This window comes from Insolitispirillum peregrinum, assembly GCF_900156605.1.
GTDB lineage: Bacteria > Pseudomonadota > Alphaproteobacteria > Rhodospirillales > Rhodospirillaceae > Insolitispirillum > Insolitispirillum peregrinum.
This window is the reverse complement of sequence record NZ_FTOA01000002.1, coordinates 740695-762696: the sequence shown is the minus strand read 5'-3', so window position 1 is coordinate 762696 and position 22002 is coordinate 740695. Positions and strand designations below refer to the sequence as shown.

The 22002-nt window shown below is 59.6% G+C and carries 35 protein-coding genes; 7 read left to right on the top strand and 28 right to left on the bottom strand.

Annotated features, from left to right (window positions below):
• Window positions 1–190: 190 nt before the first annotated feature.
• From BW995_RS20965 to BW995_RS07520, 7 genes are all read left to right on the top strand, one after another.
• Window positions 191–580 carry a GntR family transcriptional regulator gene (locus BW995_RS20965; RefSeq protein WP_217696053.1) on the top strand — a complete coding sequence of 130 codons (390 nt, stop codon included), beginning with the start codon at window positions 191–193 and terminating at the stop codon, window positions 578–580.
• Window positions 532–858 (top strand): FCD domain-containing protein, encoded by a 327-nt coding sequence (locus tag BW995_RS20960; protein WP_217696052.1) that lies wholly within the window; start codon window positions 532–534, stop codon window positions 856–858. The genes BW995_RS20965 and BW995_RS20960 overlap by 49 nt, the downstream gene beginning before the upstream one ends.
• 4 nt (window positions 859–862) lie before the next feature.
• Window positions 863–1960, top strand: a complete 1098-nt coding sequence (locus BW995_RS07540; RefSeq protein WP_076399531.1) for a branched-chain amino acid ABC transporter substrate-binding protein — start codon at window positions 863–865, stop codon at window positions 1958–1960.
• 168 nt (window positions 1961–2128) lie between these two features.
• On the top strand, window positions 2129–3043 hold the full coding sequence (locus BW995_RS07535) for an ABC transporter permease subunit (RefSeq protein WP_076399530.1): 915 nt from the start codon (window positions 2129–2131) through the stop codon (window positions 3041–3043).
• Entirely contained in the window at window positions 3043–4362 is a 1320-nt protein-coding gene (livM, locus tag BW995_RS07530; RefSeq protein WP_076399529.1) for a high-affinity branched-chain amino acid ABC transporter permease LivM, read from the top strand. The genes BW995_RS07535 and livM overlap by 1 nt, the downstream gene beginning before the upstream one ends.
• Complete coding sequence (locus tag BW995_RS07525) at window positions 4359–5186, top strand: ABC transporter ATP-binding protein (RefSeq protein ID WP_076399528.1); 828 nt, start codon at window positions 4359–4361, stop codon at window positions 5184–5186. Before livM ends, BW995_RS07525 begins: the two co-directional genes overlap by 4 nt.
• The gene (locus BW995_RS07520; RefSeq protein ID WP_076399662.1) at window positions 5186–5899 is read left to right on the top strand and encodes an ABC transporter ATP-binding protein; all 714 of its coding nucleotides are present in this window, start codon (window positions 5186–5188) and stop codon (window positions 5897–5899) included. Before BW995_RS07525 ends, BW995_RS07520 begins: the two co-directional genes overlap by 1 nt.
• Before the next feature lie 313 nt (window positions 5900–6212).
• On the opposite strand, the gene rplQ is transcribed toward BW995_RS07520, so the two are convergent.
• The 28 genes from rplQ to tuf all read right to left on the bottom strand — a co-directional run bounded on the left by rplQ (window position 6213) and on the right by tuf (window position 21993).
• Window positions 6213–6644, bottom strand: coding sequence for a 50S ribosomal protein L17 (rplQ, locus tag BW995_RS07515; RefSeq protein ID WP_076399527.1), 432 nt, complete (start codon window positions 6642–6644; stop codon window positions 6213–6215).
• Window positions 6645–6881: 237 nt separating this feature from the next.
• Complete coding sequence (locus BW995_RS07510) at window positions 6882–7898, bottom strand: DNA-directed RNA polymerase subunit alpha (protein ID WP_076399526.1); 1017 nt, start codon at window positions 7896–7898, stop codon at window positions 6882–6884.
• A 204-nt stretch (window positions 7899–8102) separates the two neighbouring features.
• Window positions 8103–8495: a 30S ribosomal protein S11 gene (rpsK, locus tag BW995_RS07505; RefSeq protein WP_076399525.1), complete on the bottom strand. Its 393-nt coding sequence runs from the start codon at window positions 8493–8495 to the stop codon at window positions 8103–8105.
• A gap of 25 nt (window positions 8496–8520) precedes the next feature.
• Complete coding sequence (gene rpsM / locus BW995_RS07500; RefSeq protein ID WP_076399524.1) at window positions 8521–8889, bottom strand: 30S ribosomal protein S13; 369 nt, start codon at window positions 8887–8889, stop codon at window positions 8521–8523.
• Between the two features lie 126 nt (window positions 8890–9015).
• The gene (locus tag BW995_RS07495; RefSeq protein WP_076399523.1) at window positions 9016–9672 is read right to left on the bottom strand and encodes an adenylate kinase; all 657 of its coding nucleotides are present in this window, start codon (window positions 9670–9672) and stop codon (window positions 9016–9018) included.
• Window positions 9669–11015, bottom strand: coding sequence for a preprotein translocase subunit SecY (gene secY, locus BW995_RS07490; protein WP_076399522.1), 1347 nt, complete (start codon window positions 11013–11015; stop codon window positions 9669–9671). The genes BW995_RS07495 and secY overlap by 4 nt, the downstream gene beginning before the upstream one ends.
• Window positions 11016–11220: 205 nt before the next feature.
• Window positions 11221–11694, bottom strand: coding sequence for a 50S ribosomal protein L15 (rplO, locus tag BW995_RS07485; RefSeq protein ID WP_076399521.1), 474 nt, complete (start codon window positions 11692–11694; stop codon window positions 11221–11223).
• Between the two features lie 60 nt (window positions 11695–11754).
• The gene (rpmD, locus tag BW995_RS07480) at window positions 11755–11943 is read right to left on the bottom strand and encodes a 50S ribosomal protein L30 (RefSeq protein ID WP_076399520.1); all 189 of its coding nucleotides are present in this window, start codon (window positions 11941–11943) and stop codon (window positions 11755–11757) included.
• An 11-nt stretch (window positions 11944–11954) separates the two neighbouring features.
• Complete coding sequence (rpsE, locus tag BW995_RS07475; protein WP_076399519.1) at window positions 11955–12584, bottom strand: 30S ribosomal protein S5; 630 nt, start codon at window positions 12582–12584, stop codon at window positions 11955–11957.
• A gap of 13 nt (window positions 12585–12597) precedes the next feature.
• Window positions 12598–12969, bottom strand: a complete 372-nt coding sequence (gene rplR / locus BW995_RS07470; protein WP_076399518.1) for a 50S ribosomal protein L18 — start codon at window positions 12967–12969, stop codon at window positions 12598–12600.
• A gap of 11 nt (window positions 12970–12980) precedes the next feature.
• Window positions 12981–13517: a 50S ribosomal protein L6 gene (gene rplF / locus BW995_RS07465; protein WP_076399517.1), complete on the bottom strand. Its 537-nt coding sequence runs from the start codon at window positions 13515–13517 to the stop codon at window positions 12981–12983.
• A 13-nt stretch (window positions 13518–13530) separates the two neighbouring features.
• A complete protein-coding gene (gene rpsH, locus BW995_RS07460; RefSeq protein ID WP_076399516.1) occupies window positions 13531–13929 on the bottom strand; it encodes a 30S ribosomal protein S8 in 399 nt (132 codons plus the stop codon).
• Between the two features lie 15 nt (window positions 13930–13944).
• Complete coding sequence (gene rpsN, locus BW995_RS07455) at window positions 13945–14250, bottom strand: 30S ribosomal protein S14 (protein WP_076399515.1); 306 nt, start codon at window positions 14248–14250, stop codon at window positions 13945–13947.
• 19 nt (window positions 14251–14269) lie between these two features.
• Window positions 14270–14815, bottom strand: a complete 546-nt coding sequence (gene rplE, locus BW995_RS07450) for a 50S ribosomal protein L5 (protein ID WP_076399514.1) — start codon at window positions 14813–14815, stop codon at window positions 14270–14272.
• A gap of 12 nt (window positions 14816–14827) precedes the next feature.
• Window positions 14828–15142, bottom strand: a complete 315-nt coding sequence (gene rplX, locus BW995_RS07445) for a 50S ribosomal protein L24 (protein ID WP_076399513.1) — start codon at window positions 15140–15142, stop codon at window positions 14828–14830.
• Complete coding sequence (rplN, locus tag BW995_RS07440) at window positions 15142–15510, bottom strand: 50S ribosomal protein L14 (RefSeq protein WP_076399512.1); 369 nt, start codon at window positions 15508–15510, stop codon at window positions 15142–15144. Before rplN ends, rplX begins: the two co-directional genes overlap by 1 nt.
• Before the next feature lie 46 nt (window positions 15511–15556).
• Window positions 15557–15793, bottom strand: a complete 237-nt coding sequence (rpsQ, locus tag BW995_RS07435) for a 30S ribosomal protein S17 (protein ID WP_076399511.1) — start codon at window positions 15791–15793, stop codon at window positions 15557–15559.
• Between the two features lie 36 nt (window positions 15794–15829).
• On the bottom strand, window positions 15830–16027 hold the full coding sequence (gene rpmC / locus BW995_RS07430) for a 50S ribosomal protein L29 (RefSeq protein WP_076399510.1): 198 nt from the start codon (window positions 16025–16027) through the stop codon (window positions 15830–15832).
• A gap of 3 nt (window positions 16028–16030) precedes the next feature.
• Complete coding sequence (gene rplP / locus BW995_RS07425) at window positions 16031–16450, bottom strand: 50S ribosomal protein L16 (RefSeq protein WP_076399509.1); 420 nt, start codon at window positions 16448–16450, stop codon at window positions 16031–16033.
• A 28-nt stretch (window positions 16451–16478) separates the two neighbouring features.
• Window positions 16479–17159 (bottom strand): 30S ribosomal protein S3, encoded by a 681-nt coding sequence (rpsC, locus tag BW995_RS07420; protein WP_076399508.1) that lies wholly within the window; start codon window positions 17157–17159, stop codon window positions 16479–16481.
• Complete coding sequence (gene rplV / locus BW995_RS07415) at window positions 17159–17539, bottom strand: 50S ribosomal protein L22 (protein WP_076399507.1); 381 nt, start codon at window positions 17537–17539, stop codon at window positions 17159–17161. Before rplV ends, rpsC begins: the two co-directional genes overlap by 1 nt.
• 4 nt (window positions 17540–17543) lie before the next feature.
• Window positions 17544–17822, bottom strand: coding sequence for a 30S ribosomal protein S19 (rpsS, locus tag BW995_RS07410; protein ID WP_076399506.1), 279 nt, complete (start codon window positions 17820–17822; stop codon window positions 17544–17546).
• A 12-nt stretch (window positions 17823–17834) separates the two neighbouring features.
• Window positions 17835–18674 (bottom strand): 50S ribosomal protein L2, encoded by an 840-nt coding sequence (rplB, locus tag BW995_RS07405; protein WP_076399505.1) that lies wholly within the window; start codon window positions 18672–18674, stop codon window positions 17835–17837.
• 5 nt (window positions 18675–18679) lie between these two features.
• The gene (locus tag BW995_RS07400) at window positions 18680–18958 is read right to left on the bottom strand and encodes a 50S ribosomal protein L23 (protein ID WP_076399661.1); all 279 of its coding nucleotides are present in this window, start codon (window positions 18956–18958) and stop codon (window positions 18680–18682) included.
• Window positions 18959–18987: 29 nt separating this feature from the next.
• Window positions 18988–19605 (bottom strand): 50S ribosomal protein L4, encoded by a 618-nt coding sequence (rplD, locus tag BW995_RS07395; protein ID WP_076399504.1) that lies wholly within the window; start codon window positions 19603–19605, stop codon window positions 18988–18990.
• 6 nt (window positions 19606–19611) lie between these two features.
• Window positions 19612–20367 (bottom strand): 50S ribosomal protein L3, encoded by a 756-nt coding sequence (gene rplC / locus BW995_RS07390; RefSeq protein ID WP_076399503.1) that lies wholly within the window; start codon window positions 20365–20367, stop codon window positions 19612–19614.
• A 29-nt stretch (window positions 20368–20396) separates the two neighbouring features.
• On the bottom strand, window positions 20397–20705 hold the full coding sequence (rpsJ, locus tag BW995_RS07385) for a 30S ribosomal protein S10 (protein ID WP_019646046.1): 309 nt from the start codon (window positions 20703–20705) through the stop codon (window positions 20397–20399).
• 97 nt (window positions 20706–20802) lie between these two features.
• Window positions 20803–21993 carry an elongation factor Tu gene (gene tuf / locus BW995_RS07380; protein WP_076399491.1) on the bottom strand — a complete coding sequence of 397 codons (1191 nt, stop codon included), beginning with the start codon at window positions 21991–21993 and terminating at the stop codon, window positions 20803–20805.
• Window positions 21994–22002 lie beyond the last annotated feature (9 nt).

Genomic DNA, 22002 nt, shown 5'->3' with positions numbered 1-22002 from the left:
GAGCAGCCCTGCATGCCACGAAAGGAGGCAGGCTGCCTGTTTCAGTATCTTTTGTTACGGCCTGCGCTTTTTCTGTGCAAAAATTATGCAAACAGCCGCCCTGCCCCCCTCTTGGGCTGTTTGATCTTTACAGGCGCATGGGAGGTATGCGAAATATGGTATACGATATCTCAAACGGTGGTGAATCCAGATGAGCCGCTCACTTGACCATCTGCACCTGCCTCAGGTGAGCCGGATCACAACATCCGATTACATTGCTCAGGCACTCAAGAGCGCCATCATCGGGGGAAGCATCCCGCCAGGAGAACCACTAAGACAGGATGAAATCGCCGCCCAGTTTGATGTCAGCAAGATTCCCGTCCGCGAAGCCCTGAAGCGTCTGGAAGCCGAAGGTCTGGTGACCATCGAACGCAATCGGGGGGCTGTCGTCGCCGGGTTCTCATCCGACGAAATCACCGAATATGTTGAGATTCGCGCCGCCCTGGAAAGCTTTGCCGCCCAGCAGGCAGCCTCGACCTTGCCTGGAGCCACATGGACAATTTCCGGCTGCAGGAAGAGGCGGGCACCCGCACCGAACTGAACTGGCTGTTCCATTCCACCCTGTATCGCGATGCCAACCGGCCGATCCTGATGGCCGAACTGCGCTCGCTGTACGACAAACTGGAACGCTATGTCCGGGCCTCACTGGCGCTTGATGCCGGTGAACCGATCCGGTCCAACATCGGCCATGTTGGCATCCTCGAGGCCTTTCGCCGTCGGGATGCCGATGCAGCCGCACAGTTAACCCGTGCCCACGTCCTCGAAGCGGGGGCATCTCTTGTCACTTACATTCATACAAATAGACCAAGCGGAGGCTAAAAGGATGAACAAGAAGACGTTGCTGGCGACGTGCTGCGTGGCCCTGATGGGAATGACGGGCGTTGCACACGCTGATCTGGCGGTCGGCATTGCCGGCCCGATGACCGGTCAGTATGCCTCCAACGGGGACCAGATCCGCAAGGGTGCCGAACAGGCGGTGGCCGACATCAACGCCAAGGGCGGCGTGCTGGGCCAGAAGCTGAAGCTCGAAGTGGGCGACGATGCCTGCGATCCCAAGCAGGCGGTGTCTGTCGCCAACACCATGGTCAACAAGAAAATCGTCTTCATGCACGGCCACTGGTGCTCCAGCTCGACCATTCCGGCCTCGGACGTGTACAACGAATCCCAGATCCTGATGGCCACCGTCTCCACCAACCCCAAGGTGACCGACCGCGGCCTGAAGAACATCTTCCGCATCATGGGCAGCGATGACCAGCAGGGCAAGGTCGGCGGCGATTACATTGCCGACCACATGCAGGGCAAAAAGGTCGCCGTCCTCGACGACAAGAGCGCCTATGGCAAGGGCCTGGCCGACGAAATCGCCAAGGAACTGGCCGTCAAGAGCATCACCCCGGTTCTGCGTGAGTCGATCACCGCTGGTGAAAAAGACTACACCGGCATCATCTCCAAGCTGAAGACCGCCAGCGTCGACGTGCTGGCCTATGGTGGCTATCACACCGAAGTCGCCCTGCTGCTGCGTCAGGCCGAACAGGCTGACCTGAAGCTGACCGTCATCAGCGGTGACACCATGACCAACTCGGAACTGGTGACCGCCGCCGGTCCGGCCGCCAACAACGTGATGTTCACCTTTGCTCCTGATCCGCGCAAGAACGCTGACTCGGCTGCGGTGGTGAAGGAATTCCGTGACGCTGGCGTCGAGCCGGAAGGCTATGTCCTGTACGCCTATGCCGCCATGCAGCTGTTCGCCGATGCCGCCAACAAGGCCGGCAGCGTCAAGTACACCGATCTGCGCAAGGCGATGGCGTCGAACACCTTCAACACCGTGGTTGGCCCGCTGAGCTTTGACGACAAGGGTAACCTGAAGTCGCCGGGCTTTGTGATGTACAAGTGGCAGGACGGCAAGTACGACAGCGTGCAGTAACAGCTGTCACCGGCTGGGGCAGGGGGGAAACACTCTCTTGCCCCGGCCTTTCTTTTTCTTTCCCGTCACGTTTTACCGGCATCACCACCGTGGCTTCCCACGGCGGAGGCCGTCCTGTTATCGATGGGTGGCGTTTCCCCTGCCCCCGTTCGGACCCGCGGAGACTTTATGGCTCAGGCTCTTCAACAGTTGATCAATGGGCTTACCCTGGGATCGGTCTATGGACTGATCGCCATCGGGTACACCATGGTCTATGGCATCATCGGCATGATCAACTTCGCCCACGGCGATGTGTACATGGTCAGTGCCTTTATTGCGGTGACCACGTTCACCCTGCTGGCGGCTTTGGGCGTAAGCTCGGTCCCGCTGGCCTTGCTGGTGGTTCTGGTGGTCGCCGTCCTGTTCACCTCGGCCTATGGCTGGACCGTCGAACGCACCGCCTATCGCCCGCTGCGCAATTCCACCCGTCTGGCCCCGCTGATTTCGGCCATCGGTATGTCGATCTTCCTGCAGAACATGGTGCAGGTGACCCAGGGGGCCCGTGTGAAGCCGGTGCCGCCGATGCTGTCGGACGGGATCACCCTGTTCACCAGCGGGTCTTACAGCGTGCGCATTTCGTCGGCCCAGATCCTGATCATCGTGCTGACCGTGGTGCTGATGGCGGGCTTTACCTGGCTGATCACCCGCACCGCCTTTGGCCGCCAGCAGCGTGCCTGTGAACAGGATCGGCTGGTGACGGCGTTCCTCGGCTATAACGTGGACCGCATCATCTCGCTGACCTTCATGATCGGGGCCGCGCTGGCCGCCGTCGCCGGGGTGATGGTCACCATGTATTACGGTGTGGTCGATTTCTACATCGGCTTTGTCGCCGGCATCAAAGCCTTTACCGCCGCCGTGCTGGGCGGGGTTGGCTCGCTGCCCGGTGCCATGCTGGGGGGCCTGATCATTGGCCTGCTCGAGTCGTTCTGGGCGTCCTATCTGTCGCCGGAATACAAGGATATCGGCACCTTCGTCATTCTGATCATGGTCCTGATGTTCCGCCCCAGCGGTCTGCTGGGCCGTCCCGAAGTGGAGAAGGTCTGATGACCGCCATTGTTCACGCGCATCACACCCCGACCCTGTCCGAACGCCTGAAAGATGCCTCGGCAGCCGCCTTCATTGCGCTGATCCTCGGCATTCCGATGATCGGCATGACCACCGTTGATCAGGGTGGCTTTCTGGCGGTGATGACCCGCTGGCCGCAACTGGCCCTGTTCGTCGGCCTGACCTTTGCCGGTCGCATCCTGTTCAGTCTGGCACTGGAAACGATCAAGCGCCGCTCGCAGGGGCGCAAATCCGGGAAAAGCGCCGCCTCGGCCGCCGAAGCCGCCAATGCCGCCCTGAAACGTGGCACCAAGCCGGAAAGCGTCATCGGCTGGCTGGCCGTTGGCATCGCCGTCGCTCTGCCGATCTTCTTTTCCGAAGACCGCTACATCATCGACATCGCCACCTCGGTGCTGATTTACATCATGCTCGGTTGGGGCCTGAACGTGGTGGTCGGTCTGGCCGGGCTGCTCGATCTGGGCTATGTGGCGTTTTACGCCGTCGGGGCCTATACCTATGCCCTGCTGTCCACCCAGTTCGGCTGGGGATTCTGGGAAGCCCTGCCGGTCGCCGGGGGCCTCGCCGCCCTGTTCGGCGTGCTGCTCGGCTGGCCGACACTGCGCCTGCGCGGTGACTATCTGGCCATCGTGACCCTCGGCTTTGGGGAAATCATCCGCCTGCTGCTGGTCAACTGGACCGAGCTGTCCGGCGGCCCCAACGGCATCACCTCGATCCCGCGTCCGTCGGTGTTCGGCTATGCCTTCCTGCCGCCCGATACCGAAGGCAGCATTGCCGACCTGCTCGGCATCGAATTCTCGCCGATGCACCGCCTGCTGTTCCTGTACTACCTGATTCTGCTGCTGGCCCTGCTGACCAACCTGTTCGTCACCGCCATGCGCCGTCTGCCGCTCGGTCGGGCGTGGGAAGCGGTGCGCGAAGACGAAATTGCCTGCAAGGCAATGGGGATCAACGTCACCACCGTCAAGCTGTCGGCCTTTGCCATCGGTGCCATGCTGGGGGGTTTTGCCGGGGTGTTCTTTGCCGCCCGTCAGGGCTTCATTTCACCGGAAAGCTTTACCTTCAGCGAGTCGGCCATCATCCTTGCCATCGTGGTGCTGGGCGGGATGGGCAGCCAGTTGGGCGTGGTGCTCGCCGCACTGGTGCTGGTCATGCTGCCGGAACTGGGCCGTGACTTTGCCGAATACCGCATGCTGCTGTTCGGCTTTGCCATGATCGTCATCATGGTCTGGCGTCCGGGCGGAATTCTCGCCAACCGCGCCCCCACCCTGATCCACGTCCCGACCGGAGACAAGGCATGACCGGCAAGACCCTGCTCTCTGTCCAGAACCTGACCATGCGCTTTGGCGGCCTGACCGCCATCGACAACCTGTCGCTGAACGTCCCTGATCAGGCCATCACCGGCATCATCGGCCCCAATGGCGCAGGCAAGACCACTTTCTTTAACTGCCTGACCGGCTTTTACAAGCCAACCGAAGGCGCCGTGACCCTCAACCATCCGACCAAAGGCCCGATCCGTCTGGCCGACCTGCCCAGCCACAAGGTGGCGCAGACGGCTCAGGTGGTCCGTACCTTCCAGAACATTCGCCTGTTTGCCCAGATGACCGTGCTGGAAAACCTGGTGGTGGCCCAGCACAACGCCCTGCAAAAAGCCTCGATGTTCTCCATCGCCGGGCTGTTGCGCCTGCCCGGCTATCGCAAGGCCGCCGACGAAGCCATTGAGCGCGCCCTGTCGTGGCTGAAGCGGCTGAACCTGATGGACATTGTGAACGTTCCAGCCGGAGCCTTGCCCTATGGCACCCAGCGGCGGGTCGAAATCGCCCGCGCCCTGTGTGTCAACCCGCTGTTGCTGTGCCTCGACGAACCGGCCGCCGGTCTGAACCCGAAAGAGTCCGCCGAGCTGAACACCCTGTTGCTGCATCTGGTGCAGGAAGAGGGGGTCAGTATCCTGCTGATCGAACACGACATGAGCGTGGTGATGAACGTGTCGGATCACATCTGCGTGCTGAACTATGGCCGCAAAATTGCCGAAGGAACGCCCGCCGAAATTCGCGTCGACCCGAATGTCATCAAGGCCTATCTGGGTGAAGACGAAGACGACCAGCCGGTGGAGAAAGCATCATGATGTTGCAGATGACGGGCGTTCATGCCCATTACGGGCACGTCCATGCCCTGCGTGGTATTGATCTGTCGGTTCAGGTCGGTGAAGTGGTGACCCTGATTGGCGCCAACGGGGCAGGGAAGTCCACCCTGATGACCAGCCTGTTCGGGGCACCGCGCTGTTCGTCCGGCCAGATCATTTTCGACGGCGAAGACATCACCAGACTGCCAACGCACCAGATTTCCCATCGTGGGATTGCGTTGGTGCCGGAAGGACGTCGCATTTATCCGCGGATGACCATTCTGGAAAACCTCCAGATGGGCGTTTCCTATGCTGACCCGTCGAATTTCGAGGTCGATCTGAAGCGGATGGAAGCCCTGTTCCCGATCCTCGAAAGCCGTCGTCATCAGGCTGCCGGTACCTTGTCCGGCGGTGAACAGCAGATGCTGGCCATCGCCCGCGCCCTGATGAGCCGTCCCAAGCTGCTGCTGCTCGACGAGCCATCGCTCGGGCTGGCTCCGTTGTACATCCGCAAGGTGTTCGAGATCATTCAGGAACTGAACCGCGACTATGGCATGACCATCCTGCTGGTCGAACAGAACGCCAATCACGCCCTGAAGGTGGCTCACCGGGCCTATGTGCTGCAACACGGCGAAATCGTGCTGAGCGGCACCGGGCAGGAACTGCTGAGCGACCCAGCGGTGCGGGCGGCCTATCTCGATGGTGGCAGCCATTAGAGCAGCGCGCGTTAGACCTGACGCCACAATACACGACAGTTGGTGGAGAATGGCGGACTGCCGTCCGCACCTGCCCGGGGGACGATGCCCCCGGACCCTCATTTTTCTTTCAATATCAAATGAATGGGGTCTGGGGCCTGAAGGCCCCAGCGAGGTTTGGAGCAGCGCTCCAATATTTTATTCTGTCGCATTGTTTTTGTGGGAACAGATTACTGCTTTTCGCATAATGCTCCAGGAATTCCCCCCATCAGCAAAGAAAAAGCCCCGTTGTTTCCAACGGGGCTTTTCCACGCAATCCTGAAATCAGGACAGCTTATTCACCGGCTTCTTCGATGGCGGCCAGTTCGGCAGCCACGCGGGCCTTGTCTTCGGCACCCTTGGCCGACAGATCACGGTCCACCAGCTCGATCACGGCCATCGGGGCAGCATCGCCATAGCGGAAGCCAGCCTTCAGGACGCGGGTGTAGCCGCCTTCACGGGTCTTGTAGCGCTCGGCCAGGACCGAGAACAGCTTACGGACCACGTCTTCTTCACGGATGATCGCCAGAGCCTGACGACGGGCGTGCAGATCGCCGCGCTTGCCCAGAGTGATCAGCTTTTCAGCAACCGGACGCAGGTCCTTGGCCTTCGGCAGAGTGGTCTTGATCTGCTCGTGCTTCAGCAGCGCGGTCGCCATGTTGGCAAACAGAGCCTTGCGGTGGGACTTCGTGCGGTTAAGCTTGCGGCCGGACATACCATGACGCATGGGAACTCTCCTCTCATCCTGGCCCCGCGCACGGAGCCGATCAAAAATATCTTTTCCCCGCCGTCGACGACCAGTTGAGGCCATCAGACATGCAATCGGTCGAAAACAGGTGCAACCGACGATGCAGGAAAAGAGTGACCCGGAACGGGTCGCGCAAAGCCTCAGACTTTGCATCCCTCATCACGAGGGAAAGGAAAAGCGGGCATCAGGACCAGTCCTCTGCCCGCACCTTCAGAGTTAGTACGGCTCTTCCAGCTTCTTGGCCAGATCTTCGATGTTTTCCGGCGGCCAGTTCGGAATTTCCATCCCGAGATGCAGCCCCATCTGAGCCAGAACTTCCTTGATCTCGTTCAGCGACTTACGGCCGAAGTTCGGAGTCCGCAGCATTTCTGCTTCGGTCTTCTGAACCAGATCCCCGATGTAGATAATGTTGTCGTTCTTCAGGCAGTTTGCCGAGCGAACGCTCAATTCCAGTTCATCGACCTTGCGCAGCAGGTTCTTGTTGAACGGCAGCTCTTCTTCTTTCCGTTCTTCAAAAGCCGCCTGCGGCTCGTCGAAGTTGATGAACAACTGCAACTGATCCTGCAGAATGCGCGCTGCCAGGGCAACGGCATCTTCGGGCGAAACAGCGCCATTGGTTTCAACGACCATGTTCAGCTTGTCATAGTCAGTGACCTGACCGACACGGGCGTTTTCAACCTTGTAGGACACCCGGCGCACCGGCGAGAAGATCGAGTCGATCGGAATCAGACCGATCGGAGCGTCTTCCTGACGGTTGGACGCCGCCGCCACATACCCTTTACCGGTATCGACGGTCAGTTCCATTTTCAGTTCGGCATTGGTGTCGAGGTGGCAGATCACCAGATCCGGGTTCATGATTTCGATGTCATGACCGGTTTCGATCTGCGAAGCAGTCACTTCACCCGGACCTTTGGCGATCAGGGTCATCCGCTTCGGGCCTTCGCCATGCATGCGCAGGGCCAGAGCCTTGATGTTCAGGATGATGTCGGTCACATCCTCACGGACACCAGCGACCGAGGAAAATTCGTGCAGTACGCCATCAATCTGAATGGCGGTCACGGCAGCCCCCTGAAGGGAGGACAGCAGAACACGGCGCAGGGCATTACCCAGCGTCATACCGAAGCCACGCTCCAGCGGCTCGGCGACTACGGTAGCCATCCGGCGCGGATCGTCGCCCGGCTCGACATTGAGCTTCGACGGTTTGATCAGTTCCTGCCAGTTCTTCTGAATCACGAGCGTGCCCTCATCCAAACAGGGTCAACAATTAGTCGGCGCGGGAAGGTCTTGTGGGGTTGCTTCCGGGTCACCCGAAACACCCTTGGGACGAAACCCCAGCCAGACACAGCCCAAATCGGACCAGTATGTCCAGCACGCCAAAACCGCCTTACCCCGGGTGCATCACCCGGGGCGGCGGCATAAGGAGTACGACGCAGCGTCTTAGACGCGGCGGCGCTTGCGAGGACGGCAGCCGTTGTGCGGAACGGGCGTCACATCGCGGATGGCAGTGATCGAGAACCCGACCGCCTGCAGGGCGCGCAACGCGGACTCACGCCCCGAACCCGGACCACAGACTTCGACTTCAAGAGTCTTCATGCCGTGTTCCTGAGCCTTGCGGCCGGCATCTTCAGCCGCAACCTGGGCGGCGTAGGGGGTGGACTTACGTGACCCCTTAAAGCCCTGCATCCCGGCAGACGACCAGGAAATGGTGTTGCCCTGAACATCGGTGATGGTGATCAGGGTATTATTGAAGCTCGCATTCACGTGGGCGATACCCGACATGATGTTCTTGCGTTCGCGCCGACGCGGACGCGCAGCAGCTGCCTTGGCCATTGCCGTATCCTGCTCTCTTTACTGATTACTTCTTCTTGCCCGCGATCGGCTTGGCCGGACCCTTACGGGTGCGCGCATTGGTATGCGTGCGCTGGCCACGGACCGGCAGACCACGACGATGGCGCAGACCGCGATAGCAGCCCAGGTCCATCAGACGCTTGATGTTCATGGCGACTTCACGACGCAGGTCACCTTCGACCTTGTAGTCGCGGTCGATCAGTTCGCGCAGACGCAGCACGTCTTCGTCAGACAGCTGGTTCACCCGCATCGAGTCGGCGATGCCAACTTCGGTGCAGATGTCCTTAGCGAACTTGGGACCAATGCCATAGATGTAGGTAAGCGCAATGACAACGCGCTTGTTGGTCGGAATGTTAACGCCAGCGATACGCGCCAAAGCCCGTACTCCTTATCTATTCAGCGTGCCGTGTTTCCGCATCAGGCGCCGCTGCTGCAATCGATTATCCGAAGGGGTGACTCGGAAGGTGCGCGATTATAGGCAAAGAGTCACCCATGTCAACCATCAGGCCCCAAGAATCCCTTCGAGTTCCTTGGTCACCACGTCAATATCCTGCGTTCCGTCGATGACGTGCAGCAGTTTCTTGCCTTCGTAATAGGGCAAAAGCGGCGCAGTTTGAGCATGATAGGCCTCCAGACGGCTGGTGACCGTCTCGGCGTTATCATCCGCGCGACGCTTGAATTCGGTGCCACCACAGTGGTCACAGACGCCATCCACGTTCGGCTTGCTGAACGAGTCGTGGTAACCGGCACCGCACTTGGCACAGGTGAAACGACCAGTGATTCGTTCAACCAACAGAGAATCGGGCACGCGCAGTTCAAGAACGGCGTCGAGTCCCATGCTCTTCTTGGCCAACAGTCCATCCAGCGCTTCCGCCTGCGCAACAGTGCGCGGGAAGCCATCCAGAATAAAGCCATTGGCAGTGTCCGGTTGGTCCAGACGCTCGTCAATGATGCCAATGACGATCTCATCAGACACCAGTTTGCCAGCGTCCATCACTTCCTTGGCTTTTTTACCGACTTCAGTGCCCGCAGCCACGGCAGCACGCAGCATGTCGCCGGTAGACAGCTGGACAATGCCGTATTTCGCCTGCAGACGCTGGGCCTGGGTCCCCTTGCCACCGCCAGGAGGACCCATGAAAATCAGTCGTTTCCCCTTCATGCTTTACGCTTTCCCCTGAGTTTGGACTTTTTGATGAGTCCCTCATACTGGTGCGCCAGCAAGTGGGACTGGATTTGCGCAACCGTGTCCATGGTAACGGTCACCACAATCAACAGACTGGTCCCACCGAAATAGAACGGTACCGAGAAACGGCTGATCAAAAACTCGGGAAGAATCGAGATAAAGACCAGATAGCCAGCCCCCAGAACGGTCAGACGGGTCAGGACATAGTCAAGGTAATCAGAGGTATTCTTGCCCGGACGAATGCCCGGAATGAACCCTCCATGCTTCTTCAGGTTTTCCGCCGTATCCGCCGGGTTAAACACCACAGCCGTATAGAAGAACGAGAAGAAAATGATCAGGGCCGCGAACATTGCCATGTACAGCGGCTGTCCATGCCCCAGCCACGCCGTGATCTCGCGCATCCAGGCCGGACCCGTATCAGCGCTGAACTGGGCAACCGTGCTCGGCAGCAACAGGATCGAGCTGGCAAAGATCGGCGGGATCACGCCAGAGGTGTTGATCTTCAGGGGCAGGTGGGTGCTTTCGCCACCGTAAACACGGTTCCCCATCTGGCGTTTCGGATACTGCACCAACAGACGACGCTGGGCGCGTTCCATAAACACGATGAAGGCCACCACCACCACGGCCATCACCAGAATGCCGATGATCACCGCCGGATGCAGCGCACCCGTGCGGCCCAGTTCCAGTGTTGCCGCCAGAGCGTGGGGCAGGTTGGCGACGATACCGGTGAAAATGATCAGGGAGATGCCGTTACCGACTCCACGGGCGGTGATTTGCTCACCCAGCCACATCAGGAACAGCGTGCCACCAACCAGTGTCACCACAGTGGTAAAGCGGAAGAACCATCCCGCATCCGGCACGGCCGGCCCCATACTGCTGGACATTGACTCGAGACCGACTGCAATGCCATAGGCCTGCATGGCGGTGATGATCACCGTCAGGTAACGAGTGTACTGGTTGATTTTCTTCCGGCCCGATTCGCCCTCTTTTTTCAGGGCCTCCATCTGCGGGCTGATCGCGCTCATCAGCTGGAGAATGATCGATGCCGAAATGTAAGGCATGATGTTCAGGGCAAAGATGGCCATACGCGACAGGCCGCCACCGGCGAGCATGTCGAACATGCCAAGGATGCCCCCCTGATTCTGCCGGAACAGATCCTGCAACACATGCGGATCAATGCCCGGAAGGGGGATGTAAGTACCCAGTCGATAGACGATAAGCGCACCCAGTGTGAACCAGATACGCTTTTTAAGCTCGGTGGCCTTGGCAAAGGTGCCCAGGCTCATATTAGCGGCAAGCTGCTCGGCGGCGGATGCCATGCGGTGCTCCGGTGTCCTTCAAGTGCGTGGCGAGCTTATCAGATTTGGCGAGTGTTGCACGCGCAAATCCCAAGCGCCTTCGCGAAATGGTGACGGCGGCTTGAAGCCGCCGCCTAACCCGCTTGCAGGTGCTCTAAGGCACCTTGTCTTTGTGAAGGCAAGACTCCGGAGAATTTAGGCTACGGCTCCTGCCTTCCCAACAGACTTATTCTTCAGCCGCGACGGCGGGCAGCACAACCTTGCCACCAGCCTTTTCAACAGCTTCGATAGCCGACTTCGAGGCACCGGCGACTTCAAAGGTCAGAGCGACCTTGATTTCACCATTGCCCAGCAGGCGGATACCATCGCGAGCGGACTTCACCAGACCAGCCGCCACCAGAGCGTCGGCGGTAATGGTGCTGCCAGCAGCGAACTTGCCAGCGTCGACAGCAGCCTGGATGCGATCCAGGTTCATCGGCACATAGCTCTTGCGGAAGATGTTGGTAAAGCCGCGCTTCGGCAGGCGACGGTAGATGGGCATCTGACCGCCTTCAAAACCGTTGATCGACACGCCGGTGCGGGACTTTTGGCCCTTCACACCGCGGCCGGCAGTTTTGCCTTTGCCCGACCCGATGCCACGACCGACACGAGTGCGGTCTTTGGTGGCGCCGGGATTGTCGCGGAGTTCGTTCAGTTTCATCGCACGAATCCTAATGTTCAGAGCAGACAGGCGGCTGACTGACCGCCTGTCTGTCCGGCGTTACTCCGCCGGTTCCACCTGCACCAGGTGCTGGACCTTGTTGATCATCCCGCGGACCGAAGGGGTATCTTCGAGTTCGCTGGTACGACCAATCTTGTTCAGCCCGAGGCCAATCAGGGTAGCACGCTGGTCGCTACGACGACCGATCGGGCTGCCCGTCTGCTTGACTTTGATCTTAGCCTGCGCCATGACCCGTCTCCTTATTCGCTGGCCGAGACGTCAGCAGCGCCTTCAGCAGCGCCGTCAACGGTCCCGGAACCTTCGCGGCGGGCCACGATGTCACCCACCTTCTTACCGCGCTTGGCGGCAATCATGCGCGGGCTGTTCAGGCTGACCAAAGCGTCGAAGGTGGCCTTGATCATGTTGTAGGGGTTCGTGGTGCCGGTGCACTTGGCAACGACGTCCTGGACACCCATGGTTTCAAAGACAGCGCGCATCGGGCCACCGGCGATGATACCGGTACCGGCCGGAGCCGTACGCAGCAGCACACGGCCTGCCCCAAAGTGACCCTTCACATCATGGTGCAGGGTACGGCCTTCACGCAGGGGGACACGCACCATGGTGCGCTTGGCCTGCTCGGTGGCCTTGCGGATGGCTTCGGGGACTTCACGAGCCTTCCCGGTGCCATAGCCAACGCGGCCTTTATTGTCACCAACCACAACCAAAGCAGCGAAGGCGAAACGACGGCCGCCCTTAACCACCTTGGCAACGCGGTTGATGTGAACCAGCTTATCAACGAACTCGTCGTCGCGCTCCCGCTCAACATTGCGGTCACGCCGGTCACCGCGATCGCGATCGCGCCCGCGCTCAGCGTTCGGAGTACGTGCCATTGTGAATAATCCCTTAGAACGAAAGTCCGCCTTCACGCGCCGCGTCAGCCAGGGCCTTCACCCGGCCATGGTACATGTAAGCACCACGGTCAAACACGACATCCTTGATACCCGCCGCAAGGGCGCGCTCTGCAACCAACTTGCCAACGGCCGCCGCAGCGGCAGAATCGGCACCGGTCTTCAGATTTTCGCGCAGATCCTTGTCCAGCGTGGAAGCGGCGGCAAGGGTGCGGCCAGCCACGTCGTCGATGACCTGAGCGTAGATATTCTTGGAGGACCGGAAAACTGACAGGCGGGGACGCCCGGCAGCCTTCTTCTTCAAGGCATAGCGCACACGGCTGCGGCGGCGCTCCACCTGCTTGACGTCCTTCTTTGACTTCGCCATGACCGTGTTCCTTACTTCTTCTTGCCTTCCTTGCGGAGGATGGTTTCGGTCGAGTACTTCACACCCTTGCCCTTATAGGGTTCAGGCTTCCGGAAGGACCGAATTTCCGCCGCAACCTGGCCCACCACCTGCTTGTCAGCGCCCGAGATTTCGATCTGGGTCGGAGACGGCACCTTGACAGTGATACCAGCGGGAACCGGATACATGATGTCGTGCGACATGCCGAGGCTGATCAGCAGGTTCGTGCCCTGCAGAGAAGCGCGGTAGCCGACGCCAACGATATCCAGCGTCTTGGAGAAGCCGACGGACACGCCCTTCACCAGGTTGTTGATGCGAGCACGGGTGGTGCCCCACATCATACGAGCCTGCTTGTGGGTGGCCTTCGGGGTCACAACGACCTTGCCGTCTTCGACCGTGGTGTCAACCAGGTCGGGGGACAGCGTGAACTGCAGTTCGCCCAGCTTGCCCTTGGCGGAGAGAACGTCACCTTCGATGGTGACGCTCACACCCTGGGGCAGCTCGACGGGATATTTACCAACGCGAGACATCCTAGGGCCCTCCTTAGAACACGCGGCAGAGGACTTCGCCGCCCACATTGGCCTGACGGGCTTCGTGATCGCTCATCACACCACGCGGGGTGGACAGGATCGAGATACCCAGACCATTGTAGACCTTCGACAAGTCCTTGATCTTCGAGTACACGCGGCGACCCGGCTTGGAGACACGAGCGATCTCCTTAATCACCGGCTGGCCTTCGTGGTACTTCAGTTCGATGCGCAGCTCGTCCACACCCGAACGAACGTTGTAACGTTCGTAACCACGGATGTAACCTTCGCGCACCAGCACGTCCAACAGGGTGGCGCGCAGGTTCGAGGCCGGCGACACAACCGCCGACTTGCGAGCCTGCTGGCCGTTACGAATGCGGGTGATCAGATCACCCAACGGATCGGTCATCGACATAGGTCTAGTCCTCCCTTACCAGCTAGACTTGACCATGCCGGGGATCTGCCCCCGCGACGCAAGGTCGCGAAGCATCACACGACCCAGCTGGAACTTGCGGTACACACCACGCGGACGACCGGTAACTTCGCAACGGTTGCGATACCGGATCTTCGACGAGTTGCGCGGCAATTCCGCAAGCTTAAACACGGCCACAATCCGATCCTCGGGGGAGGTGGACTGGTCCTTGATGATCGCCTTCAGGCGCGCACGGCGGCTGGCGAATTCGCCAATCATCTTCGCGCGCTTCTTGTTACGCTCAACTGAGCTAGCCTTAGCCATCTCTAGTGCTCCCTGCGCCTCAAGCCTTCATGAACGGCATGTCGAAGCCCGCCAGAAGCGCACGCGCTTCATCGTCGTTCTTCGCGGTGGTGCAGATCGTGATATCCATCCCGCGCACCTTATCGACTTGGTCGTAGGCGATTTCCGGGAAAATGATCTGCTCTTTCAGGCCCATGTTGTAATTACCACGGCCATCAAACGCCTTGCCGTTAACGCCGCGGAAGTCGCGAACGCGCGGCAGGGCAATGGTGATCAGACGGTCGAGGAATTCAAACATGCGGTCCTGGCGCAAGGTCACCTTGCAGCCAACCACCATGCCTTCGCGCAGCTTGAAGCCGGCGATCGACTTGGTTGCGCGGGTAACAATCGGCTTCTGCCCGGACAAAGCGGTCAGGTCGGTGACAGCACCTTCCATCTTCTTCTTGTCGAGGGCAGCTTCACCAACACCCATGTTGATGACAATCTTTTCCAGCCGAGGAATCTGCATCGGGTTGGAATACCCGAATTGTTCCTGCAGCGACTTGCGAACTACGGAAGCATAGTGCTCACGGAGACGTGCAGCCATCGTTCCCACTCCTTACTTGTCAAGGAGTTCGCCGGAACGCTTCGCGAAGCGAACCTTGCGACCATCCTCGAGAACGCGGAAGCCAACGCGAGTCGGCTTGTTGTCCTTCGGGTCGATGTGGGCGACGTTGGACACATCGAGAGAAGCTTCCACCGCGACAATGCCACCTTCGGAGACATTGGTCGGGCGGGTATGCTTCTTCACCACATTGACACCACGCACAACAACGCGGTTCTCTTTGGGGAGCGAGCGAATGACTTCGCCCTGCTTGCCCTTGTCCTTGCCGGTGAGCACAACGACAGTGTCACCCTTACGGATCTTCTGCATTACAGCACCTCCGGCGCCAACGAGACGATCTTCATGAAACGTTTCGCACGCAGCTCACGAGTCACGGGGCCGAAAATGCGGGTGCCGATAGGCTCACCCTGCTTGTTGATCAGCACCGCAGCGTTGCGGTCGAAACGAATGATGGAACCGTCGGGGCGGCGCACAGGGAAGGCGGTACGCACGATCACCGCACGATGGACATCACCCTTCTTCACGCGACCGCGCGGAATTGCTTCCTTAACGGACACGACGATGATGTCGCCAACAGCGGCGGTCTTACGATGAGACCCGCCAAGAACCTTGATGCACTGCACCCGGCGTGCGCCGCTGTTGTCAGCGACGTCCAGGTTGGTTTGCATCTGAATCATGGCACCAGTTTCCTTAACTGTTTTACTGTTACCGGTTTACACTGACTTATTCGGCGTCAGCAACCAATTCCCAAGTCTTGGTCTTGGAAATCGGGCGGCATTCACGAATGCGCACGATTTCGCCAACTTTGGCCTGGTTGTTTTCATCGTGGGCAGCATACTTTTTGCTGCGCTTGATGAACTTCTTGTAGAGCGGGTGCATGAAACGACGCTCGACCTTGACCGTGATGGTCTTGTCAGCAGCGTCGCTCACAACCACGCCCTGGAGAATACGCTTGGGCATGTTGAAACTCGCTTCTGTCCGCAGAAGGCGCGGATATTACATCGCCTTGGTGCGTTCGTGAAGAACTGTTTTGATCCGGGCGATATCTTTCCGCACCTGCCCTTGGCGGGCGGTGTTCTGGAGCTGACCCGTAGCCTTCTGAAAGCGCATGTTGAACTGCTCTTTCTTCAGGTCGATCAGCAGCTCCTTCAGCTGATCGTCACTCTTGGCACGCAAGTCTTGGGCGGCGCTCATCACTTAAGCCTCCCCACCGAGACGGGCAACGAACTTGGTCTTGATCGGCAGTTTCGCCGCGGCCAGTTCGAACGCGCCGCGGGCAACAGCCTCAGGCACACCGTCGATTTCAAACATGATGCGACCGGGCTTAATCTTGCAAACCCAGTACTCGGGCGACCCCTTACCGGAACCCATACGGACTTCGGCAGGTTTGGTGGACACCGGCACATCCGGGAAAATGCGAATCCACACACGGCCTTGACGCTTCATATGACGGGTCATGGCACGACGAGCGGCTTCGATCTGGCGAGCGGTCACGCGCTCCGGTTCCAGCGCCTTCAGACCGAACTGGCCGAAGTTCAGGGCAAAACCACCCTTAGCTTCGCCCTTGATACGGCCCTTGTGCGCCTTGCGGAACTTAGTACGCTTCGGAGAAAGCATCTCTCAAATCCTCGTTCCTGGGGCGGCCTTAGCGAGCGGTGCTGCCGCCTTCGGCAGCGCGCTTGTCCTGGGCCATCGGGTCATGCTCCAGGATTTCGCCCTTAAAGACCCACACCTTGACGCCGCAAGCGCCATAGGTGGTGTGAGCGGTGGCTTCGCCGTAATCGACATCGGCGCGCAGGGTGTGCAGCGGCACGCGGCCTTCGCGGTACCATTCGGTACGAGCGATTTCGGCACCACCCAGACGGCCCGAGCAATTGATACGGATACCCTGGGCACCCAGGCGAATCGCCGACTGCACCGAACGCTTCATCGCACGACGGAACGCGACTCGACGCTCCAGCTGCTGGGCGATGTTTTCGGCAACCAGCTGAGCTTCCAGTTCCGGCTTGCGGATTTCGACGATGTTCAGGTGGACTTCGCCACCGGTCATCTTCGACAGCTCACGACGGATGACTTCGATGTCCTGACCCTTTTTACCGATCACCACGCCCGGACGGGCGGTGTGAATGGTAATGCGGGCCTTCTTGGCCGGACGTTCGATGACGATGCGGGAGACGCCAGCCTGAGCCAGACGCTTCTTCAGGAACTTGCGAATCCGCAGGTCCTCATGCAGCAGCGTGCTGTAGTTCTTTTCGGCGAACCAGCGGCTATCCCAGGTACGGTTGATGCCGAGGCGCAGGCCGATCGGATTAACTTTCTGACCCATTATTCGGACTCCCCGCGCTCACGCACAACGATGGTCAGGTTGCTGAAGGGCTTGAGAATCTTGCCCACGCGACCACGAGCACGCGGACGCCAACGCTTCATCATCAGGCTCTTGCCAACGAACGCTTCAGCAACCACCAGACGGTCAACGTCCAGCTGGTGGTTGTTTTCCGCGTTGGCAATCGCCGACTGCAACACCTTCTTCACTTCGTTCGACACCCGACGGGTGTTGAACGTCAGCTCAGCCAAGGCCTTTTCTGCCGACATCCCACGGATGCTGGCAGCGACCAGGTTGAGCTTGCGCGGGCTGGTCCGAATCGAACCGGAGAATGCCCGGGCTTCGTTATCCGCGCTCCGGCGCGGTGCCGACTGCTTACCCATGGTCTTACTTCCTCTTCGCCTTCTTGTCGGCGGCGTGGCCGTAGTAGGTGCGAGTCGGCGAGAATTCACCGAACTTATGACCGATCATGTTCTCGGTAACCAGCACCGGCACGAACTTCTGCCCGTTGTAGACACCAAAGGTGAGACCAACGAACTGCGGCAGAATGGTCGAACGTCGCGACCAGGTCTTGATGACCTCATTTCGGCCAGAAGCGCGGGTAGCCTCTGCCTTCTTTAAGAGATAACCGTCGACGAACGGTCCCTTCCAAACTGAGCGAGCCACGTCCGTTCTCCGTTACTTCTTCTTCGCCTTGTGGCGCGACCGCATGATGAACTTGTCGGTCGCCTTGTTCGAGCGGGTGCGCTTACCCTTCGTCGGCTTACCCCACGGGGTAACCGGGTGACGGCCACCAGAGGTACGGCCTTCACCACCACCATGCGGGTGGTCGATCGGGTTCATCACAACGCCGCGAACGTGCGGACGACGGCCCAGCCAACGCGAACGACCGGCCTTGCCCAGGCTGATGTTCTGGTTGTCCGGGTTGGACACGGCACCAACGGTGGCCATGCACTCGCCGCGCACAACACGCAGTTCACCAGAGGACAGACGGAGCTGAGCGTAGCCACCATCCTTACCGATCAGCTGAGCATAACAACCGGCAGAACGAGCGATCTGACCGCCCTTGCCCTGCTTCAGCTCAACGTTGTGGACGATGGTCCCCACCGGCATGTTCTTAAGGGGCATGGCGTTGCCCGGCTTAATGTCGGTGCGGTCGTCGGCAACGATCTGATCGCCAGCCTTCAAACGCTGCGGAGCCAGGATGTAAGCCAGCTCACCGTCTTCGTACTTCACCAGGGCGATGAAAGCGGTACGGTTCGGGTCATACTCCAGACGCTCGACAGTGGCGAACATGCCCATCTTGCCGTTGCGCTTGAAGTCGATCTTGCGATACCGACGCTTGGCCCCGCCGCCACGCCACCAAACGGTGATGCGACCGGTGTTGTTACGACCACCGGACTTGGTCAGACCTTCGGTCAGCGCCTTGACCGGCTTACCCTTCCACAGATCGGAACGGTCAACCAGCACCAGCTGGCGCATACCCGGGGTAACCGGGTTGTAGTTCTTCAATGCCATGGTGATCAGACCCCCGTGGTCACGTCGATGGACTGACCGTCAGCCAGGGTGACGATCGCCTTCTTGGTGTCCGAACGACGGCCGATGGTGCCACGGAAGCGCTTGGACTTCCCCTTGGCAACCAGCGTGTTGACCGCCGTCACAGTCACACCGAACACACCTTCAACAGCAGCCTTGATTTCCGGCTTGGAGGCGGTCAGCGGAACGCGGAAGGTAACCTGGCCGAATTCGGACCCCAGGGTAGCCTTTTCGGTGATCACCGGAGCGGAGATGATGTCGTACATCTGCTCCTTGGAGAGCGAGACCTTCTTGCTCACTTCAGGCGCTCCTCAAGATTGGCGACGGCGGCCTTGGTCAGAACCAGGGTGTCACGACGCAGAATGTCGTAGACGTTGGCGCCCTGGGACGGCAGCACATCGAAGTTGGGGATGTTGCGCGCAGCGAGCTTGAAGCCTTCGTTCAGCTCGGAACCATCGATCACCAGGGTCGAACCCCAGCCGAGGGCTTCCAGCTTGGACACCAGCTCCTTGGTCTTGCCTTCAGTAACGGCAGAGTCCAGGATGATCAGCTTCTGTTCGGCCAGCTTGGCAGACAGAGCGGTCTTCAGACCCAGCGCACGGACCTTCTTCGGCAGATCGTGGGCGTGCGAACGCACCACCGGCCCGAAAATGGTCGCACCGCCACGGAACTGGGCGGAACGCATGGAACCCTGACGAGCACGACCGGTGCCCTTCTGCTTGAAGGGCTTCTTGGTGGTGCCGGAGATCTCGGAGATCCCCTTGGTCTTGTGCGTGCCGGCTTGACGCTTGGCCAACTGCCAGCGCACAACGCGCTGCAGCAGGTCAACGCGAACTTCCAGACCAAAAACGTCGTCTGCAAGTTCGATCGAACCGGCCGCCGAGTTATCGAGTGTGATAACGTCGCACTTCATGGCGGCTTATTCCTTGTTTTCGGCTTCGGTTCCTTCGGAGGAACCCGCCTCGGTGGCCGGGGCATCGGCAGCAGCCTGAGCCACAACGGCAGTCTTCACGGCAGCCGGGAACGGAACGTTGTCCGGCGTCGCCTTCTTAACGGCATCGCGCACCAGCACGTAGCCGCCCTTCGAACCGGGGACAGACCCCTTGACCAGCACCAGGCCGCGTTCGGCATCAACCGAAACGACGGTCAGGTTCTGGGTCGTAACGCGCTCGGCGCCCAGGTGACCGGCCATCTTCTTGCCCTTGAACACACGGCCCGGATCCTGACACTGACCCGTAGAACCATGCGAACGGTGGGAGACGGACACACCGTGAGTCGCTTCCAAACCACGGAAGTTATGACGCTTCATCGCACCGGCAAAACCCTTACCGATGGAGGTGCCAACCACGTCAACAAACTGGCCGGAGACAAAATGGTCCGCGCCAAGCTCGGCACCAACGTCGATCAGAGCTTCCTCTTCGACGCGGAATTCCACAAGCTTTTTCTTCGGCTCGACCTTCGCCTTGGCAAAATGACCACGAAGAGCCTTCGTGGTGTTCTTTACCTTGGCATCATCAAAACCAATCTGAACGGCAGTGTAGCCGTCAACTTCTTCCGTACGCTGGGCGACAACTTGGTTACCAGCAACCTTCAGGACGGTGACCGGGGTATGCACACCATCAGCGGTGAACACACGGGTCATGCCGACCTTCTGGGCAATGAGACCGGAGCGCATTATTACATTCCTTAATTAGGCACGCTCACTTAGAGCTTAATCTGGACGTCCACACCGGCGGCCAGGTCGAGCTTCATGAGCGCGTCGACGGTCTGCGGAGTCGGATCAACGATATCGAGGACCCGCTTGTGAGTACGAATTTCGAACTGTTCGCGCGACTTCTTGTCGATGTGCGGCGAACGGTTAACAGTGAACTTCTCGATTCGCGTCGGCAACGGAATCGGGCCACGGACCTGGGCGCCCGTACGCTTCGCCGTGTTGACGATTTCCAGCGTGCTCTGATCCAGGACACGGTGGTCGAACGCCTTAAGGCGAATGCGGATGTTCTGACTTTCCATCATGGTCCAACCGTAGATTAAGAGGCAGCACCCGGGGCTCGGGAGGCAGGGTTATACCCTACTCCGCCCCGGGTGCCCACTCTTTTTTTCAGTTTCTTTACGCGATGATCTTGGCGACGACGCCGGCGCCGACGGTACGACCGCCTTCACGGATGGCGAAACGCAGACCTTCATCCATGGCGATCGGCGCAATCAGCTTCACGGTCATGGAGATGTTGTCGCCCGGCATCACCATTTCGGTGCCTTCCGGCAGCTCGATGGTGCCGGTGACGTCGGTGGTGCGGAAGTAGAACTGCGGACGGTAGTTCGAGAAGAACGGGGTGTGACGGCCACCTTCATCCTTGTTCAGGATGTAGCACTCACCGGTGAAATCGGTGTGCGGGGTGATCGAACCCGGCTTCGCCAGAACCTGGCCACGCTCCACGTCTTCACGCTTCACGCCGCGCAGCAGGGCGCCGATGTTGTCGCCGGCTTCGCCCTGATCGAGCAGCTTGCGGAACATTTCAACGCCGGTGCAGGTGCTCTTCACAGTGGCCTTCAGGCCAATGATTTCGACTTCTTCACCGACCTTCACCACGCCACGCTCGACGCGACCGGTCACCACGGTGCCACGGCCAGAGATCGAGAACACGTCTTCGATCGGCATCAGGAAAGCCTGATCCTTCGGACGGGCCGGCTGCGGGATGTAGTCGTCAACGGCCTTCATCAGCTCGAGAATCGCTTCGCGACCGATGGTGGCGTTGTCGTCGTTCAGAGCGGCCAGAGCCGAGCCCTTCACGATCGGAATGTCATCGCCCGGGAATTCATAGGACGACAGCAGCTCGCGGATTTCCAGCTCGACCAGTTCCAGCAGTTCCGGATCGTCGACCTGGTCAACCTTGTTCATGAACACCACCAGGGCCGGCACGCCGACCTGACGGGCCAGCAGGATGTGCTCGCGGGTCTGCGGCATCGGGCCGTCAGCGGCCGACACCACCAGAATCGCGCCGTCCATCTGCGCAGCGCCGGTGATCATGTTCTTCACATAGTCAGCGTGACCCGGGCAGTCAACGTGAGCATAGTGACGGTTCGCGGTTTCATATTCGACGTGAGCGGTCGAAATGGTGATACCACGCGCCTTTTCTTCCGGGGCCTTGTCAATCTGGTCATAGGCCGCAAACGTCGCGCCGCCGGTTTCGGCGAGGATCTTGGTAATCGCAGCAGTCAGCGTAGTCTTACCGTGGTCAACGTGGCCAATGGTGCCAACGTTGCAATGCGGCTTGGTACGCGCAAATTTTTCCTTAGCCATACTAGCTCT

What these genes read in the sequence shown, in the direction of transcription:
- BW995_RS20965 (WP_217696053.1), top strand. Translation starts at nt 191, where the DNA reads ATGAGCCGCTCACTTGACCATCTGCACCTGCCTCAGGTGAGCCGGATC.
- BW995_RS20960 (WP_217696052.1), top strand. Translation starts at nt 532, where the DNA reads ATGGACAATTTCCGGCTGCAGGAAGAGGCGGGCACCCGCACCGAACTG.
- BW995_RS07540 (WP_076399531.1), top strand. Translation starts at nt 863, where the DNA reads ATGAACAAGAAGACGTTGCTGGCGACGTGCTGCGTGGCCCTGATGGGA.
- BW995_RS07535 (WP_076399530.1), top strand. Translation starts at nt 2,129, where the DNA reads ATGGCTCAGGCTCTTCAACAGTTGATCAATGGGCTTACCCTGGGATCG.
- livM (WP_076399529.1), top strand. Translation starts at nt 3,043, where the DNA reads ATGACCGCCATTGTTCACGCGCATCACACCCCGACCCTGTCCGAACGC.
- BW995_RS07525 (WP_076399528.1), top strand. Translation starts at nt 4,359, where the DNA reads ATGACCGGCAAGACCCTGCTCTCTGTCCAGAACCTGACCATGCGCTTT.
- BW995_RS07520 (WP_076399662.1), top strand. Translation starts at nt 5,186, where the DNA reads ATGTTGCAGATGACGGGCGTTCATGCCCATTACGGGCACGTCCATGCC.
- rplQ (WP_076399527.1), bottom strand. Translation starts at nt 6,644, where the DNA reads ATGCGTCATGGTATGTCCGGCCGCAAGCTTAACCGCACGAAGTCCCAC.
- rpsK (WP_076399525.1), bottom strand. Translation starts at nt 8,495, where the DNA reads ATGGCCAAGGCAGCTGCTGCGCGTCCGCGTCGGCGCGAACGCAAGAAC.
- BW995_RS07495 (WP_076399523.1), bottom strand. Translation starts at nt 9,672, where the DNA reads ATGAAGGGGAAACGACTGATTTTCATGGGTCCTCCTGGCGGTGGCAAG.
- secY (WP_076399522.1), bottom strand. Translation starts at nt 11,015, where the DNA reads ATGGCATCCGCCGCCGAGCAGCTTGCCGCTAATATGAGCCTGGGCACC.
- rplO (WP_076399521.1), bottom strand. Translation starts at nt 11,694, where the DNA reads ATGAAACTGAACGAACTCCGCGACAATCCCGGCGCCACCAAAGACCGC.
- rpmD (WP_076399520.1), bottom strand. Translation starts at nt 11,943, where the DNA reads ATGGCGCAGGCTAAGATCAAAGTCAAGCAGACGGGCAGCCCGATCGGT.
- rpsE (WP_076399519.1), bottom strand. Translation starts at nt 12,584, where the DNA reads ATGGCACGTACTCCGAACGCTGAGCGCGGGCGCGATCGCGATCGCGGT.
- rplR (WP_076399518.1), bottom strand. Translation starts at nt 12,969, where the DNA reads ATGGCGAAGTCAAAGAAGGACGTCAAGCAGGTGGAGCGCCGCCGCAGC.
- rplF (WP_076399517.1), bottom strand. Translation starts at nt 13,517, where the DNA reads ATGTCTCGCGTTGGTAAATATCCCGTCGAGCTGCCCCAGGGTGTGAGC.
- rpsH (WP_076399516.1), bottom strand. Translation starts at nt 13,929, where the DNA reads ATGTCGATGACCGATCCGTTGGGTGATCTGATCACCCGCATTCGTAAC.
- rpsN (WP_076399515.1), bottom strand. Translation starts at nt 14,250, where the DNA reads ATGGCTAAGGCTAGCTCAGTTGAGCGTAACAAGAAGCGCGCGAAGATG.
- rplE (WP_076399514.1), bottom strand. Translation starts at nt 14,815, where the DNA reads ATGGCTGCACGTCTCCGTGAGCACTATGCTTCCGTAGTTCGCAAGTCG.
- rplX (WP_076399513.1), bottom strand. Translation starts at nt 15,142, where the DNA reads ATGCAGAAGATCCGTAAGGGTGACACTGTCGTTGTGCTCACCGGCAAG.
- rplN (WP_076399512.1), bottom strand. Translation starts at nt 15,510, where the DNA reads ATGATTCAGATGCAAACCAACCTGGACGTCGCTGACAACAGCGGCGCA.
- rpsQ (WP_076399511.1), bottom strand. Translation starts at nt 15,793, where the DNA reads ATGCCCAAGCGTATTCTCCAGGGCGTGGTTGTGAGCGACGCTGCTGAC.
- rpmC (WP_076399510.1), bottom strand. Translation starts at nt 16,027, where the DNA reads ATGAGCGCCGCCCAAGACTTGCGTGCCAAGAGTGACGATCAGCTGAAG.
- rplP (WP_076399509.1), bottom strand. Translation starts at nt 16,450, where the DNA reads ATGCTTTCTCCGAAGCGTACTAAGTTCCGCAAGGCGCACAAGGGCCGT.
- rpsC (WP_076399508.1), bottom strand. Translation starts at nt 17,159, where the DNA reads ATGGGTCAGAAAGTTAATCCGATCGGCCTGCGCCTCGGCATCAACCGT.
- rplV (WP_076399507.1), bottom strand. Translation starts at nt 17,539, where the DNA reads ATGGGTAAGCAGTCGGCACCGCGCCGGAGCGCGGATAACGAAGCCCGG.
- rplB (WP_076399505.1), bottom strand. Translation starts at nt 18,674, where the DNA reads ATGGCATTGAAGAACTACAACCCGGTTACCCCGGGTATGCGCCAGCTG.
- BW995_RS07400 (WP_076399661.1), bottom strand. Translation starts at nt 18,958, where the DNA reads ATGTACGACATCATCTCCGCTCCGGTGATCACCGAAAAGGCTACCCTG.
- rplD (WP_076399504.1), bottom strand. Translation starts at nt 19,605, where the DNA reads ATGAAGTGCGACGTTATCACACTCGATAACTCGGCGGCCGGTTCGATC.
- rplC (WP_076399503.1), bottom strand. Translation starts at nt 20,367, where the DNA reads ATGCGCTCCGGTCTCATTGCCCAGAAGGTCGGCATGACCCGTGTGTTC.
- rpsJ (WP_019646046.1), bottom strand. Translation starts at nt 20,705, where the DNA reads ATGGAAAGTCAGAACATCCGCATTCGCCTTAAGGCGTTCGACCACCGT.
- tuf (WP_076399491.1), bottom strand. Translation starts at nt 21,993, where the DNA reads ATGGCTAAGGAAAAATTTGCGCGTACCAAGCCGCATTGCAACGTTGGC.